Annotated in this window: 13 protein-coding genes; 4 read left to right on the forward strand and 9 right to left on the reverse strand. The window is 45.5% G+C overall.

The window, feature by feature from the left end:
• Positions 1-90 precede the first annotated feature (90 nt).
• The 3 genes from PQ469_RS17945 to PQ469_RS17955 all read right to left on the reverse strand — a co-directional run bounded on the left by PQ469_RS17945 (position 91) and on the right by PQ469_RS17955 (position 2,987).
• Entirely contained in the window at positions 91-798 is a 708-nt protein-coding gene (locus tag PQ469_RS17945; RefSeq protein WP_274208906.1) for a 2OG-Fe(II) oxygenase, read from the reverse strand.
• 6 nt (positions 799-804) lie between these two features.
• A complete protein-coding gene (locus tag PQ469_RS17950) occupies positions 805-1,659 on the reverse strand; it encodes a bifunctional helix-turn-helix domain-containing protein/methylated-DNA--[protein]-cysteine S-methyltransferase (RefSeq protein WP_274208907.1) in 855 nt (284 codons plus the stop codon).
• 137 nt (positions 1,660-1,796) lie between these two features.
• Positions 1,797-2,987: a cation:proton antiporter domain-containing protein gene (locus PQ469_RS17955; protein ID WP_274208908.1), complete on the reverse strand. Its 1,191-nt coding sequence runs from the start codon at positions 2,985-2,987 to the stop codon at positions 1,797-1,799.
• Between the two features lie 149 nt (positions 2,988-3,136).
• Between PQ469_RS17955 and PQ469_RS17960 the strand changes: the two genes are divergently transcribed.
• The 3 genes from PQ469_RS17960 to PQ469_RS17970 all read left to right on the forward strand — a co-directional run bounded on the left by PQ469_RS17960 (position 3,137) and on the right by PQ469_RS17970 (position 5,442).
• Positions 3,137-3,580, forward strand: a complete 444-nt coding sequence (locus PQ469_RS17960; RefSeq protein ID WP_274208909.1) for a hypothetical protein — start codon at positions 3,137-3,139, stop codon at positions 3,578-3,580.
• 181 nt (positions 3,581-3,761) lie between these two features.
• On the forward strand, positions 3,762-4,829 hold the full coding sequence (locus PQ469_RS17965; RefSeq protein WP_274208910.1) for an NADH:flavin oxidoreductase/NADH oxidase: 1,068 nt from the start codon (positions 3,762-3,764) through the stop codon (positions 4,827-4,829).
• A 193-nt stretch (positions 4,830-5,022) separates the two neighbouring features.
• A complete protein-coding gene (locus tag PQ469_RS17970) occupies positions 5,023-5,442 on the forward strand; it encodes an OsmC family protein (protein ID WP_274208911.1) in 420 nt (139 codons plus the stop codon).
• 321 nt (positions 5,443-5,763) lie between these two features.
• On the opposite strand, the gene PQ469_RS17975 is transcribed toward PQ469_RS17970, so the two are convergent.
• The 4 genes from PQ469_RS17975 to PQ469_RS17990 all read right to left on the reverse strand — a co-directional run bounded on the left by PQ469_RS17975 (position 5,764) and on the right by PQ469_RS17990 (position 9,720).
• Positions 5,764-6,165, reverse strand: coding sequence for a hypothetical protein (locus PQ469_RS17975; protein WP_090645716.1), 402 nt, complete (start codon positions 6,163-6,165; stop codon positions 5,764-5,766).
• A 56-nt stretch (positions 6,166-6,221) separates the two neighbouring features.
• Positions 6,222-6,671, reverse strand: coding sequence for a hypothetical protein (locus tag PQ469_RS17980; RefSeq protein ID WP_274208912.1), 450 nt, complete (start codon positions 6,669-6,671; stop codon positions 6,222-6,224).
• 228 nt (positions 6,672-6,899) lie between these two features.
• Positions 6,900-8,306, reverse strand: coding sequence for a D-alanyl-D-alanine carboxypeptidase/D-alanyl-D-alanine endopeptidase (gene dacB / locus PQ469_RS17985; RefSeq protein WP_274208913.1), 1,407 nt, complete (start codon positions 8,304-8,306; stop codon positions 6,900-6,902).
• Positions 8,284-9,720 (reverse strand): APC family permease, encoded by a 1,437-nt coding sequence (locus tag PQ469_RS17990; protein ID WP_274208914.1) that lies wholly within the window; start codon positions 9,718-9,720, stop codon positions 8,284-8,286. Before PQ469_RS17990 ends, dacB begins: the two co-directional genes overlap by 23 nt.
• 248 nt (positions 9,721-9,968) lie before the next feature.
• Here PQ469_RS17990 and PQ469_RS17995 point away from each other — a divergent pair, with 248 nt between their 5' ends.
• Positions 9,969-12,218 carry a sodium-translocating pyrophosphatase gene (locus tag PQ469_RS17995; protein WP_274208915.1) on the forward strand — a complete coding sequence of 750 codons (2,250 nt, stop codon included), beginning with the start codon at positions 9,969-9,971 and terminating at the stop codon, positions 12,216-12,218.
• A 155-nt stretch (positions 12,219-12,373) separates the two neighbouring features.
• Here the strand turns inward: PQ469_RS17995 and PQ469_RS18000 are convergent, their stop codons facing one another.
• A complete protein-coding gene (locus PQ469_RS18000; protein ID WP_274208916.1) occupies positions 12,374-12,703 on the reverse strand; it encodes a hypothetical protein in 330 nt (109 codons plus the stop codon).
• Positions 12,704-12,748: 45 nt separating this feature from the next.
• The gene (locus PQ469_RS18005) at positions 12,749-15,316 is read right to left on the reverse strand and encodes a M1 family aminopeptidase (protein WP_274208917.1); all 2,568 of its coding nucleotides are present in this window, start codon (positions 15,314-15,316) and stop codon (positions 12,749-12,751) included.
• Positions 15,317-15,830 lie beyond the last annotated feature (514 nt).

A 15,830-nucleotide genomic window follows, 5' to 3' on the forward strand; every position in this document is an offset into this window, starting at 1 on the left:
ATTAACTATTGATGTAAATTATGGCATAAATCAATCGCGATCGCAGGAGTTTTAAAGCTTTGTTTCACATCAAATTCCGGGTTGCAACAGTTATTTGGCATCATGAAAAATAATGCCCATACTGTGCCGCCGACCATTGGTAATCTCGGCTATGCCGTGTTTCATATTTACCCGGTGGTACCCTATGCTGCCTTTTGCGGGCCGGTAACTGGTGGTAAATAATATCATATCACCCTTGCCGGGTTTTAACACCATCGCCCTTGATTGTTCGCGCGGTTTTTGCTCCAGCAAAATAAATTCGCCACCCTCGTAATCTATGCCGGGTTCATCTAAAATAAAAACCGATTGAATGGGAAAAAACACCTCGCCATACAAATCCTGGTGCATGGCATTGTAACCGCCTTCGGTGTATTGCAGTATCAACGGAGTTGGCCGCAATTGTTCATGCTGATGGCAATACTGCAGCAATTCATCTAAAGTATCGGCAAAACGCGTAGGCTTATTTAGCATTTCCATCCAATTATTGGCAATGGGCGCAAGGTGGGGATAAACATGCTCCCGTAACTGTTGAATGATTGCCGGCAATGGATATTTGAAATATTTATACTCGCCCCGGCCGTAATGGTGGCGTTCCATCACAACGGTTTTGCGGTAAAGCCCATCATCAATATATTGATTGGCCAAAGCGGCGCATTCATCCGCAGCTAAAACGTTTTTTACAATGGCATATCCACGGGCATCCATACCGGCCTTAATATCAGCCCAATTTAAATTATCAATTCGCTCTTTAATTTCCATCACCTTTTATATTGATACCGGTTGATTAACCATTGCCGCCTCCCAGCCTATAATAGCCGATTTACGGGTTGCCCCCCAATGGTATTGCCCCGATTCGCCTGTCGACCGGATAACCCGGTGACAAGGGATCAAAAACGCTACCGGATTGGCCCCTATGGCGCTGCCTACTGCCCGGCTGGCATTTGGCAATTGTATTTTTTGCGAAACATCGCCATAGCTGCATAAGCCACCCATAGGTATTTTTAACAAGGCATCCCACACCTTTAATTGAAAACTACTGCCCTTTAAATGCAATTTTATTGCCGGCAATTGCGACCAGTCTTTTTTAAATATATGCAAAACATCCTGTTGCATCATATCAACTACCTGTGTATATGTTGCGTTGGAAAAATGCTGTTTAAGCTGATCTAAAGCGTCGGCATGGTCATCGGCAAAAGCCATGTAGCAAATGCCTTTAGGAGTTGATGCCACTATGATATTACCAAACGGACTTTCGGCAAAGCTGTAGTTAATGCTCAGCTCCCTGCCACCATTTTTGTATTCGGCTGGGGTCATGCCTTCAATGTTGATGAACAGATCGTGTAGCCGCCCGGTACCCGACAGGCCCGTTTCATATGCCGTATCAAACAATGTGGCCTGCTTATCTTTCAAAATACCTTTGGCATATTCCAGGCTTAAGTATTGCAAAAACTTTTTAGGGCTGATGCCCACCCAATCTGTAAACAAACGCTGAAAATGAAAGGGGCTCAGGTTAACCTTTTCGGCAACTTCATCTAAATTTGGCTGGGTTTTAAAGTTGAGTTTTATATAGTTTATTGCCTCGGAGATACGATGGTAATTGATATTTTCCTGTGTGTTCATAATTTTATTTGTTATTTATAAACAAATGTAGGCCGATAGCGGATGTGGTAAAACCCGAAACTTGCTAAAGTCTGGAATCAGAATTTACAGAATTTTAAAATGAACAGAATGTATGCATCGAATATTCTGCAAATTCTTTAATCCTGTAAATTCTGATTCAGATTCCTCCTCGTCGCAAATAACCCCAAACTCAATATCAAACTTGTACCCAATACTACAATAAACAACAGCCCCGTACCAACCTGTGGTATCTTCAAATTATCGGGCAGGTTATAATATAGCAGTACGCTGATTAGCCCCCGGGGTACTATTACTAACTCGGGCATCAGGTCGGTTTTGGATACGAATTTGATGTATAAAAAGCGGACCAGGTAAATGGATACCAGTATGGCACCGCCGGTTGCCAGCAAGGTAATATCCTGCAATTCATAAATATCCATGGTATAACCAAATACTATGAAAAAGAACGTGCGCATCAAGAAAGCGCTCTCGGCAGATAGCTGGAAAAGCTGTTTGATATCGTGCTGAAAGGTTGGATAGATAAACAGTTTCCTGAACCACGGAAAACTGATTTGGTTGGCATTATTCAGGAACAGGCCCAGTGCCAGTACAATTATCAATGCCGATAAATGAAACGATTGCCCTACCGAATAAACCAATATAAGCAAGGCAATAATAAGGAACGATTTGATGTGATGCGTTAACCGGCCAATAAGGTAAAGCAACAGCAGGCAGGATATGATGGCTGCTATAATAATGCCTGTAAGTTCGGCGCCAAGTTTTATAAACGATACCACATCAATTTGCTGGTTGCGTACTATAAAGTTGAACAGCACAACGGTAAGGATATCCGAAAAAGAAGACTCATAAATAATAAACTCCTTTTTGTTTTTACCAAGGTTAGATGCCGATGGAATAGCCACTGCCGAACTGACCACGCAATAAGGTATGGCATTTACAAAGCACAGGTAAAAGCTTTGCCCCGTTAAATACCTGATGATAAATGTAATGGCAAATGCGCTAACCAATAAAATGGTAAATGCCGAAAAGAACGCTTTTTTGATGATGGCATTTTTATCGCTATTGTACCGCAGTTCCAGCGCTCCCTCAAATACTATAAGGATAAGGCCCAACGTGCCAAGCGTAGGCAGAATCACCTTAAAATTGATCATTTTTACCCCAAAATAATCAACAGTAAAATGTATCGCGATGCCAAGCATCAGCAATAAAATAACCGAAGGGATTTTGGTTTTACCGGCTATCAAATCGAACAGGTACGAGAAAATGACCAGTCCGCTTAAAATAATCAGGGTTGTATATGTAGTCAAATTACCAATTGTTTAACAGTGCGAGTACATAAATCAGCCTTAACATTTCAAACTTAAGCATTGTTTCGCATTATTTTTTGTCGCGTACGGCGCATCCCTTGTTTGAAAGCCGATATCTTTTATATTTACTTCTTTAACAATAACAGCCTATGGATCCGGCGCAATTTTACAGTTTTAAGGTGTGGCTAACTATGGTGATCATAGCACCCGTGCTACAAATCCTTGTAAGCCAGTTTTTCTTTCACTCCGGGAGTATCCTATCGGTCGCCTTTATTAAAGAGTATCCATTATCTGTTGGGGTGTTAATGGTATTTACCTGCCCGCTGGGCGCGCTGCTTACTTTTATTATTCCGCGGATGACCAGGAATTCAACCGTAATTGCTGTTAAGCAGCGGGTATCAGCTGCCCTGGGCATGGTTGTTATTTTGGTATTTCTTGGCGCATCTGCCGCTAAAAACGCCTACTCACCCTTTGAGTTATCGGCCATGTTGCTGCCATTCTTATTCCCTTTGTTATTGGGTGTTTGGATTTGCAGGCTGGATTTGGAAGATGAAAGCTATGAAGACGAGGAGGAAGAAGAACCAGCATCCTGAACAGGTCGCAATTTAAAACCTCACCAAAAAAGTGTGAAGCACAGCAAAGGGCCACTGGTAAAAGCCGTTACGCCTGTTTTGCTTTCTGCTTTAGGCCTTCGGCTTTTAGCTTATATCTATTTTACAAAACAGTGTGGTTACAATCAATGTTACTTACCATATTTGTACCAAATAAAAACATATGCCGCATCTATTCTCACCGCTTAAAATAAAGAACATCGAACTTAAAAACCGAATCGTGGTATCGCCCATGTGCGAGTATTCCAGCGAAGACGGTTTCGCTAACGACTGGCACCTGGTGCACCTGGGCAGCATGGCCGTTGGCGGTGCTGCTTTAATTATCACCGAAGCCACCGCCGTATCGCCCGAAGGCCGCATTTCATCTGCCGACCTTGGCCTTTATAAAGATGAACATATTATCAAATTAAAACAGATTACCGACTTTTTGCATGCCCGTGGTGCGTATGCGGGCACACAGCTGGCGCATGCCGGCCGCAAGGCCAGCCACTTGCAGCCGTGGCTGGGCGGCAAGCAAGTACCATCAAATGAGCTTAACGGATGGAAATCATACGCCCCAAGCCCAATCGCTTTTATCGACAGTGAAGAGGCACCTTTAGAGCTTGATAAAGCTGGCATTGAAAAAATTAAAGCTGATTTTAAAGCCGCCGCTGCCAGGGCTTTGGCCGCAGGTTTTGACGTAATTGAACTGCATGGCGCGCACGGGTATTTATTGCACGAGTTTTTATCGCCGGCAAGCAATAAACGTACAGATGAATACGGAGGCCCGTTCGAGAACCGGATCCGTTTTTTACTGGAAGTAATTGAAAGTGTACAGGAAGCCTGGCCTGCCGAAAACCCGCTGTTTGTACGTATATCGGCAACCGAATGGACGGAAGGTGCCTGGACGGCTGATGACTCGGTAGCGCTTGCCAAAATATTAAAAGATAAAGGTATCGATCTTATTGACTGCTCGACCGGCGGCAACATCGCTGGTGTTAAAATAGCGTTAAAACCAGGTTACCAGGTTGAATTTGCAGAGAAAGTTAAAAAAGAAAGCGGTATACTTACCGGAGCAGTAGGCTTAATAACCAAACCGCACCAGGCTGATGAAATTATACAGGAAGGCGAAGCCGATGTTGTATTTATAGCCCGCGAAATGCTGCGCGATCCGCATTTTGCACTACGCGCCGCCCATGAGCTGGGACACGAAGTAGAATGGCCGGAGCAGTACGTTCGGGCGAAATGGTAGGGCGGCGCGTAGCGCGCTGCGCGTTCATGGTTGATGGTTCATAGTTCATGGCCGATGGTTGATAGCTTATCACTATGCGGAAATTATGAATCTTTATATTAACCCGAAAAACCATGAACCATGATCTATGAACCATGAACTAAAAGCATGAACCATGAACTAATAAAACCACAAACAATAAAAAACACAAACTATGAAACGTACAGCAAACGCCCATTGGAATGGCACTTTACAGGCCGGCAGCGGAGAAATCACTACGCAAAGCACCGTGCTTAACAAAACCCAATACTCTTTTAAAACCCGCTTTGCCGATGGCATTGGCACCAACCCCGAAGAACTGATTGCCGCCGCTCATGCAGGCTGTTTTACTATGGCTGTTGGCGCTGCTTTAACCCAAGCCGGCTTTACTCCCGGCGATCTTACCACCGATGCTATCCTTGACCTTGATATGCAGGCCCTAAGCATCACCGGTATTCATTTAGAACTGAAAGCATCGGTTATTGACGGTGTTGATGAAGCTAAATTTAAAGCCATTGCCGAAGACGCAAAAGCAAATTGCATTATATCAAAAGCGCTGAGCGTACCATTTACTTTAAATGTTACTTACGCGTAAGTAATATTTCATCATGTCATTGCGTGTACCGATCAGGTAAAAATTAAAAAAAACGTTATGACGCACAACAAAATATAATTAAATTGATGTTCTAAACCGCCGTCATTGCGAGGTACGAAGCAATCCCGAACTATGTGGGACTTAGCATATCGGGGATTGCTTCGTACCTCGCAATGACGGTTTTCTATACTGGTAATCAATAAACTTACAAACACGCCATTATAGTGAGGAACGACGTGGCGATCTCTTAGTTACGCGTGAATGACCTGCAATGTCCGCGATCGCCGCGCTACGCTCGCGATGACACATTCTTCCGAGTTTTTATTTCTGTATCAACACCAATAACTCCTGCGGCGTTTCGTAAGTGGCACCCTTATATTCAAGGGCCTTTACCCCTACACATACAGTATCTATGGCATTGCCCACATGGGTAATGAGAATCTGCCCCCGTACATCGGGCTGGACGCCTTCGCCGGCCGGTTTCATGCCATCGAGCAAGTGCATCACACTATCAATGGCTGTGGGTTTTGTAAAAATCTTAATCCTGCTTGCCGGAAAATAATAGCTGAATTTATCACAGGGGATCCTGAACTGTGTTTCGCGGCCCAGCTCCGTAAACTTAAAGCGGATGCTTTGAACGGCGTCGGCAGGGTTGGGTTTGGATTTGCAGGCCGACAAGGCAAAAAACACAAAAAGGATTATCACCGTGTTTAATTTTTTCATAATATATTGATTTGTAAATTACTTAGGACGGCCGGTATAATCCGGCTTTTTTAAAACTATCGTTTTGGAACTATTACGTAAATATCGTCTTTATAAGGAATATAAATGCCGGCATTCTCCGTTTGGCAAATATCAATAGCGGTAATAAATGCCTGATATTTCGCGGTATTCCAGAAATGAAAATCTATACCCCTTTCAGTATCTCCCGAAGCCAGCATTTTTCTGATTTCAAGGCGGGCGAAATCGAGGCGGGCCTTATCGCCAATTTCGTTGCCATCTAAATTTATTCTGAGATAGTTTCTAACCGGTGGAAAATCCCGTTGAAGCCGCTTTGGTAACCTGCTGTTCCATTCAGGACTCCATACCGCTATATCCATGGCACTGTAACGCACAAATGCTTTATGCTGCTTTAAATAAACCAGGCAAAATAATGGCAACAATACAAGGCTGATCATTCCGGGTGAGTAAACAATGGGGTTGCGCGGGGTTAAGGTTAATATTTTCATGATTCAGGTTTAAAAACAAATTAGGCTAATATCAACACATAACGAATTACAGAGCAGTAAATTATAACTAAAAACGGTGAATTGAAAAGACTAATAACAGGTGGCTAAACCCCTACCTCCTCCTTCCCCAAGGAAGGAATCGCACATTCTCACGCTCTATTTATTTCTCACAACCTGAATACAATCACACCAATCAAAAAGTCCCCCCTTCAGGGGGTTAGGGGCCTCCTACTTCAACACATCCAGCACCCTGAACATCTTTTCCTTTATCCCCCTGCTCGATCCGCTGAAGTTATTTACCATGATAGAAAAACAAAACTCGCGGCCGTTGTGGGTTTGGTAACCTGCATAGCAAAGCACGCTGTTGATACTGCCGCTTTTCATTTTCATGTCGTTGTATACGGGTAGGCTTTCGTACAGATCAGGGAACCAGCTTTCTTTTTTGGCCGATTGCAGGATGCGGGCCATGGTATTGGTGCTTACCCTATCGCCGGGCGACAGGCCGCTGCCATCGTAGATGTTCATGCTACTGGCATCTATCCCCCGGGCCTGCCAGAATTTTTGTACCTCCTCTACCCCGTTTGTTGTGGTGGGTTTACGGCCTTGTTTCCAGGCGATGGTTTTAAGCAGTTGCTCGGCATAAAGGTTAATACTTTTTTGATTGAGCCAGTAAATGATCCGGCTTAATGGCGGCGATTGAATTGCGGTGAGATTTTTGGAGATTGAAGGCGCTTTTAAGCCTTTCGCGGTTAAAGTTGCAACAGATTCGGGGTCGAACCCCACCGCGATACCTAATTTTTTCAGCGTATCCGACAATCGCAGGGCCGCATCGTAGGCCGCGTCGGGTATGGCGGCCGAAATACTTTTTTTATCTTTATCAATAGCGTAACTGCCGCGCAGGTACATTACTTTGCTGCCAACGGGCAAAAAGGCGTAAGCATTATCGCCGCTGCCCGCGGGGCCGTTAACCAATTCGCTTTTAAAAGTAAGGTACGATACGTTGGGCACGGTGTACGAAACGCCAATAGGATTGCCCACAGCGCCGGTGCGCAGCTTAATATCAAACTGGTTTTCGCGCCAGCAAAGGCCCGATGTTCCGGCGCCATAGTAGTTGCCAATATCCTGCCAAATCCAGCCTTCGGGGATAGATTGGGTGCCAAAGATGCTATCGTCGCCAATAACGCGCCCGTTTATTTTTTTGATGCCGGCAGTTTTAAGTGCATCAACCATTAAGGCCAGCACATGTGCTTCTTTGGTTTGCTCATACCGCCAGCTGCCCAGGGTTGGGTCGCCCGATCCTTTGATGATGATATCGCCGTTCAACGTACCGTCAGCGGCAATTTCGCCGTTGTAGCCCAATTGGGTCTGGTACCTGAAATCGGCGCCCAAAACATTAAAGGCTGTGATGCTGGTAATGGTCTTCAAGGTTGATGCAGTAGCCAGCCCCATGTTAGGGCTGGCGGCAAATACCTGCTCGCCGGTTTTGGCATCCAAAACCGTGAGCGAAAGCGATGCATAACGGCACTGGCTATCGGCCTGTAACCTGTTAAATGCAGCTGATAATTTCGATTGCAGATCCTGGGCATAAGCCTGCCCGGTAATTAAAAATAAACTAACTATCAATAGCCGCTTCATCCTGCTCCTTAACGTTCCTTTGCGATATGTAATATATTGGAATACCGATTAAAACAATAATTAATCCGGGCCACGTGAATTGCGGCTTATAAATAATCAGCAATATACAGAAGGCTATTCCCATTACAATATAGATAGCCGGCAACACTGGGTAACCAAAAGCTTTGTAAGGACGATCTGCATTAGGCAACTTGGAACGCAAAATATAAATGCCAATTATAGTAAGCACGTAAAATATTACAACAACAAAAGATATCATATCCAACAGATCGCCATACTTTCCACTTAAACAAAGTATTGATGCTACCAGTGCCTGTATCCATAAGCCGAATTCCGGTACTGATGCTTTATTAAGTTCTCCGGTTTTTTTGAAAAACAAACCATCCTTAGCCATAGTGTAATAAACCCTTGCACCTGCCATAATTAAGCCATTATTACAGCCAAAAGTAGAGATCATAATCATCACAGCTATAATAAGCGTTCCCGTATGACCAAAAATTACCTGTGAAGCAGCTACTGCAACCCGGTCTTTCGGAGCCGTAGCAATTTCATGTAATGGTAAAACCCCGGTGTAAACCACGTTGGCAGCCACATAAATTATAGTTACTATCATGGTACCAAAAAACAAGCTTAGCGCCACATCCCTTTTAGGGTTACGCATTTCGCCTGCTATAAAAGTAACGTTGTTCCATGAGTCACTGCTAAAAATAGAACCCACCATAGATGCGGCTATAGCACCAAGCCCCGCCGCCAGGGTTACACTTGTAAAGCTACCATCGGTATTCAATTTATGCAGATTCCAGGCGTCGTTCCAGTTTGCGTGCCATACCTCGGGCTTTAAGGCTATGAAACCAAAAATGATCAGCCCGAATAAACTTAACAGTTTGGTTAATGTAAAAGTAGTTTGTATCAGTTTTCCGCTTTTAACACCGCGGGTATTAATAAACGTTAATATTAAAATAACACCGATAGAAACAAGCTGTGCCGCGCTGATTTTTATAAAGCCCTGCTGAAAAAGAATGTTATCTTCACTAACGGCCGGTATCAAATACGCCGTAAATTTTGAAAAAGCCACACCAACCGCAGCTATAGTTCCGGTTTGTATCACCGCGAAAAAACTCCAGCCGTACAAAAACGCTATAAGTTTATTGTAGGCTTCCTTGAGGTAAACATACTGTCCGCCTGCTTTGGGGTACATGCCGCTCAACTCGCCGTAGCTTAATGCCGCTGTCAGTGTCATGAAACCGGTTATTAGCCAAATGGCTATGAGCCAACCTGCTGAGCCTACATTACGTACAATGTCGGCAGCAACTATAAATATACCTGAGCCTATCATGGAGCCTGCTACCAGCATGGTGCCGTCAAGCAGGCCAAGTTCATGTTTCATTTTTGGTTGTCCGGAATCTTTTGCCATAAATTAAAAAAGGGTTTAAAGCCCTAAACTATTCAAAAAACTTTAATATTGAGAGGCTATTGTAAAGAAAATAAATTTACTATTTTGCAACCACCAATTAAACCCTGCTATAGCCAGTGTGGTATTAAGTCGTTAGTCTTAAGTCGGTAGTCTTAAGAATCAAAGAAAAAAGAAAAAAAAGGCTTTTGACTTGCGACTTTAGACTTCAGACTTAGCAACACTTACTTAATAAAACCAAAATTGTTACTATGGATTTTTTGAACATTTACTTAATTTACTTAATTCCGGTGTTTGGACTCATCGGTATTGCCGTTATGGCTGTTAAAGCAGCCTGGGTTACCAAACAAGATGCCGGCGATGGCGACATGGTTACGCTTGCCGGCTACATTGCCGATGGCGCAATGGCCTTTTTACGTGCCGAGTGGAAAGTGCTTGGTGGCTTTGTTGCCGTAGCTGCCCTATTGCTGGCCTGGAGCGGTACCACCGTGGCTACATCCAGCCCGGTTATTGCCGTTTCATTCATCATCGGAGCGTTTTTATCGGCCTTTGCCGGTTACCTGGGCATGCGCATTGCAACCAAAGCTAATGTGCGTACTACACAGGCTGCCCGTACCAGTTTGGCGCAGGCATTAAAAGTATCATTTACCGGCGGTACCGTAATGGGACTTGGCGTTGCCGGGTTAGCCATTATTGGTTTGGGTTCGCTGTTCATATTATTTTACCAGTTTTATGTAGTTAATGTTGCAGGCAGCACCGTAAACGGCGAGGCAATGGCCAAAGCACTGGATGTTTTGGCTGGTTTTTCGTTAGGTGCCGAGTCGATAGCGCTGTTTGCCCGTGTAGGCGGCGGTATTTATACCAAAGCAGCCGACGTGGGCGCCGACCTTGTGGGTAAGGTTGAAGCCGGCATCCCCGAGGACGATGTGCGTAACCCTGCCACCATTGCCGATAACGTAGGCGATAACGTAGGCGACGTTGCCGGTATGGGCGCCGATTTATTCGGATCGTATGTGGCTACAATGCTGGCTACCATGGTGCTGGGCCGCGAAATTGTGTCTCATGATGCTTTTGGGGGTATTGCCCCTATCCTGTTGCCTATGGTTATAGCCGGTTTAGGTTTGATATTCTCGATTGTTGGCGCTGCCATGGTGAGGATTAAAAGCGAAACAGACAGCGTGCAAAAAGCACTGAACATAGGCAACTGGGCATCTATCATTTTAACCGCGATAGCCACTTATTTTGTAGTACAATGGATGCTGCCCGAGGGCGAGTTTCACATGGTACGCGATGAAGTTAACGGAGCTGTTAAAGCGGGTATAATTCCGTTTACCAAAAACGGCGTGTTTATGTCGATAGTAGTAGGTTTGGTTGTAGGTACTTTAATGTCTATCATTACCGAGTACTATACCGCAATGGGCAAACGCCCGGTATTGAGCATCATCCGCCAGTCATCTACAGGCCACGCTACCAACATTATCGGTGGCTTATCTATAGGTATGGAATCAACCGTATTGCCTATCCTGGTTTTGGCATCGGGTATTTATGGCTCGTACCATTTTGCGGGTTTATATGGGGTAGCGATAGCGGCCGCAGGTATGATGGCAACAACAGCTATGCAATTAGCTATTGACGCCTTTGGACCAATTGCCGATAACGCTGGTGGTATTGCCGAAATGAGCCGACTGCCAGAAGAAGTACGCCACCGTACAGACAATTTAGATGCTGTAGGTAACACTACCGCTGCTACCGGCAAGGGTTTTGCCATTGCATCGGCTGCGTTAACCTCACTGGCTTTATTTGCGGCTTTTGTGGGTGTTGCAGGTATCGAGCATATTGATATTTATAAGGCCGATGTTTTGGCCGGGCTGTTTGTGGGCGGTATGATCCCTTTCATCTTCTCAGCATTGTGTATCTCGGCAGTAGGCCGTGCTGCCATGGCCATGGTTGAAGAGGTTAGACGCCAGTTCCGTGAAATCCCGGGCATTATGACCTATGAAGGCAAGCCCGAATACGAAAAGTGCGTAGCTATCTCAACCAAAGCGTCCATCCGCGAGATGGTTGCCCCTGGTTTAATCGCGCTGATCACCCCAATCATTATCGGTTTCGCCTTTGGCCCCGAAGTATTGGGAGGTTTATTGGCCGGTGTAACCGTATCGGGTGTATTAATGGGTATTTTCCAGAGCAACGCCGGCGGCGCATGGGATAACGCCAAAAAATCTTTCGAAAAAGGCTGCCTGATCAATGGCGAGATGTACTACAAAAAATCAGAACCGCACAAAGCATCCGTAACCGGCGATACCGTAGGCGATCCGTTTAAAGATACCTCGGGCCCGTCGATGAACATTTTGATTAAACTAATGTCGATAGTTTCGCTGGTAATTGCGCCGCATTTGAATGCAAACCATGTGGCATCAACGGCCATGAAACAGGAGGTTAAAAAACATGTTATCGTACAGGCTTATATATCTCCTGCGACTAAGATTGACAAAAAAGGGTAATTACTTTTTAGGATATTTAGGAAAAGCCACCTGTTGAGGGTGGCTTTTTTTGCTGTCTGAATCAGGATTTTCAGAATTAAAGAATGAACAGAATAATTGTTTGAACCGGAATTGGGTTTGGGTGATGATTGTGTTATTTTTAACTTTCCGGTACCTCAAGCCAATCCACGTAATATCTGCAATCGATTATCGGGCGCATTCGGAGAAAAAAAGTCAGGGATAGTGTTTGGGTTTCTTTTAGGGCGACTAAGAAACTCCACAGGCCACTCTGTTACTCTTTGCTCTTTAACATGGATATAGTTGCCCGGCTCAGGTTCGTCTATATATTCCTTTTGCAAAATAAGAGCCAATGGTTCCTCTGATCCTTCATTTTCTGTTGAAAATCCGATAGCATCTTCATAGGTTTCAAAAGCATAATAATAATCGTCGCCTTCATAAATATCAGGTGCTCCATCATGTAAGTGGCACCAAACCCTGTACTCCAATACCTCATCCCAAACGTAACCTCCACCTTACCCTGTCTTAATGTCTCACCGCCCCAATATCCCCTGCGCCCGATACAAATTATCATTAGCCTGCAATATCTTATCCTTCAACTTAGGATTGTAACCAGGATGCCGCTGCAGGAAATCGCGTACAATCTGGTAAGCTTCTTTGGTTTGATAACTACCGAATACCGCGCTCAGCCACGATTGGGGGAAGAACACATCTCCGGTGCGCTGGATCTCTTCAACCAGTTCCAAACTTTTGGGCAGGTATTTGATGGAGGTGCTTTGCCTTAAGGGGTGGTTTAAATAACTCAAGCCAGTTGTAACCCAGGCTTCTTTTGCCCTGTTTTTACGCTCGGCCAGGCTGTTGAAAAAGGCGTCGCGTTCCTGCACGTTCAGCGAGAGGGCGGGCACCAGGAAAGTCAGCCTGTTTTTGCGTTCGGGATTGTTTATCCGGGCTTGCTGCTGCTTTAATACCGATGTAACGGTATCACTTTTCAGGGCTATGGAAAGCGCCATGCCGGTATAATCATCCTCGGCCAGTTTAACACCTGCCGGCGGCTTTTGGGTCAGCCATACCTGGTAAATGCGGCTTTTAGCTTCGGCACTTAAACAGGTGTTTTGGTAAGCGCCAAACAGTATTTTCTTGTTATTCGGCGCTGTTTGCTGTTCCATGGCCTGCCATACGGCGTGCTCCAGCTCGGTGCTTAAAATCAAGCGGTCTTTGGGCAGCGTGAACGTCCAGAATATGTTGGTAATATAGCCGGTAAGCAGGCGAAGGTTCATTTCATTTTTTTCGATACTGATGCCGTGCAGGTAAAGCTTTAATAGTTCAGCCGGTTTAAAGGCACGCCCGGCCAGCATATTCTCGTACCCGTTAATATAGGCCGACGCGCGTTGCAACGGACTTTCTAAATTGAACAGGCTGGCCGTCATCGCCTTATCCGCCGGGAACAGTCCGTAGCCCATCCCGTCCGCATTAAATAAAATGAACAGCGGCTTCGCCAAATCCGCAGCCGCCTTTAGTACAATCTGCCGCGCGTTCATATTCACCGGGATGGTTTTGCTGTAACCCGGATACACCAACATGATATTAAATACCTGCGGCCATATGCGTTGCGCGCCAACTTCGGGATGCTGGCTGATGGTAAAAGCGCCGATTTTACCATCGTTGTAACTCACTTTATAATCAAACACCGGCCTGCCGGGCTGGCTTACCCAAACCTTGTTCCAGGTGTACAGGTTGGCGGTACTGTATTTGCTCAGGATGGCAATCAGCTGGGGCCAGGTAGCGTTGCCATAAGCATATTTTTTCAGGTATTCGCGGATGCCTTTCCGAAAGTTGGCCTTCCCCATCAGGCTTTCCAGCTGGCGCATCATAATGGGGGCTTTGTGGTAAATAATATTGCCGTAAAGCGAGCCCGCATCCTGCAAATTATCCAGTTGCTGCCTAATTGGATTGGCACCCATGGTGCGGTCAACGCCGTAAGCAGCCGGGTAATGGTCCTGCAAAAATTTAAGATTAAAAGTTTCGGCGCCCATAAGTTTTTCGGTCACCTTATCGGCCATAAAATTGGCAAACACCTCCTTCATCCACACATCATTAAACCACTCCATGGTCACCATATCGCCAAACCACATGTGCGCCGTCTCGTGCGAAATTACGTTCGACCGGGCGATGAACTGATCTTTGGTAGCCCCCTCATCTAAAAACAAGCCCGAGGCCTTGTACTGCACCTCGCCCGGGTGCTCCATCCCGCCGAACTGAAAATCGGGTATGGCCACAAAGCCCACTTTCTGAAAAGGGTAAGGTATGCCCGTCCAGCTTTCTAAAAAGCTGATGGCATCCCGGTGGGCTTTAAATATCGAATCGACACTCAACCTGATCTGGGTCGAATCTGTTTCCCTGTGCAGAAATTCGGCATTGCGCCCGCCTATCATCTGCCTTACATCAGCATACGCCCCCGCGGTGAAAGAGAACAGGTAGGTGGGCAATTTGTCGCTGGTGTTAAAAACATAACGCATAAAGTCGCCCTCATCAGTTACATCCTTTATGCTGCCATTGGCCAATGCCTTCCATTCCTTTGGCACCCTTAGGCCTAATTTAAAAGTAGCTTTCAAATCCGGCTGATCAAAACAAGGGAAAACGGTACGGGCGCGGTCGGGCACAAATAGGGCGTACAAATAATCATCGTTGCGGTTTAATGATCCATTACCGGCCACAAAATCAATCGTGATATCATTACGCCCGGCCTTTAAATATTTAGTGGCTATAATAATATGTTCATCCTTCGCCTCAAAAGGGATTGCCGCCCCCTGGGCCAACCGCACATTTTTAATGTGCTGCGCATCCTGCTTAAAATCAATTTGCAGCGGCTGGCCGGCATTTTTTAAATCAAATGCAATATGCGCCACACCGGCTATATCATCAGCCCGTTTCAACGGGACCAAAAACGACAGGTCATACTCCACATTACTGATTACCGAATGCCTGTACTGCGCCAACCCGTACGATACCCCCGTTTCAACAGGTACAGGTTTAACACGCTGCTGTGCATATACCACAACATTGAAGCTCAACAAAAACAGTATCAGTTTAGATAATTTCATATGGTTGGTTGTTTTGAGTTTTGGGTTCTGAGTTTTGAGTTCTGAGTCGAAAGTCAAAAGAACAAACCGCTGTTCGAAGTCTCCAGACTTCGAACCATTATGCCTGTTTCTCCGGCTACGGCATTATTACCGCCTTTAACCAATAGTTTTATTGTATTCATTTATCAATTGCCGATCCATAACCTTGTCATTCCACAGCCGCAGAATATAGGCATAATGGTTCAAACTCGGAGAATCGGACATCGAAGAATTTTTACCCTTCGCCTTTAACCTTTCACCTGCTGTTTTGATTCTTGACTCTTGATTCTTGACTCTAAAAAGGGCGTTCCCGCTGGTAGAAGCGGGCCGGGCTAATCGCTCATACGCCCACAAGGCATTAGGCGCGAGGCCGGTATCCGCTAATATCCCTAACGCGAAGGTCGGGGGAATTGTGGGGTTAAGCGTTTTACAACAACATCGTGATTTGTACGCGGGGCGCTAGCCTGGAGGCGGTAGCGAAAAGCACTTGCGGGCG

Source organism: Mucilaginibacter sp. KACC 22773, assembly GCF_028736215.1.
Lineage (GTDB): Bacteria > Bacteroidota > Bacteroidia > Sphingobacteriales > Sphingobacteriaceae > Mucilaginibacter.

Excerpts from the sequence above, each read along its gene's own strand:
- PQ469_RS17945 (WP_274208906.1), bottom strand. The coding sequence starts at position 798 with ATGGAAATTAAAGAGCGAATTGATAATTTAAATTGGGCTGATATTAAG.
- PQ469_RS17950 (WP_274208907.1), bottom strand. The coding sequence starts at position 1,659 with ATGAACACACAGGAAAATATCAATTACCATCGTATCTCCGAGGCAATA.
- PQ469_RS17960 (WP_274208909.1), top strand. The coding sequence starts at position 3,137 with ATGGATCCGGCGCAATTTTACAGTTTTAAGGTGTGGCTAACTATGGTG.
- PQ469_RS17965 (WP_274208910.1), top strand. The coding sequence starts at position 3,762 with ATGCCGCATCTATTCTCACCGCTTAAAATAAAGAACATCGAACTTAAA.
- PQ469_RS17970 (WP_274208911.1), top strand. The coding sequence starts at position 5,023 with ATGAAACGTACAGCAAACGCCCATTGGAATGGCACTTTACAGGCCGGC.
- PQ469_RS17975 (WP_090645716.1), bottom strand. The coding sequence starts at position 6,165 with ATGAAAAAATTAAACACGGTGATAATCCTTTTTGTGTTTTTTGCCTTG.
- PQ469_RS17980 (WP_274208912.1), bottom strand. The coding sequence starts at position 6,671 with ATGAAAATATTAACCTTAACCCCGCGCAACCCCATTGTTTACTCACCC.
- dacB (WP_274208913.1), bottom strand. The coding sequence starts at position 8,306 with ATGAAGCGGCTATTGATAGTTAGTTTATTTTTAATTACCGGGCAGGCT.
- PQ469_RS17990 (WP_274208914.1), bottom strand. The coding sequence starts at position 9,720 with ATGGCAAAAGATTCCGGACAACCAAAAATGAAACATGAACTTGGCCTG.
- PQ469_RS17995 (WP_274208915.1), top strand. The coding sequence starts at position 9,969 with ATGGATTTTTTGAACATTTACTTAATTTACTTAATTCCGGTGTTTGGA.
- PQ469_RS18005 (WP_274208917.1), bottom strand. The coding sequence starts at position 15,316 with ATGAAATTATCTAAACTGATACTGTTTTTGTTGAGCTTCAATGTTGTG.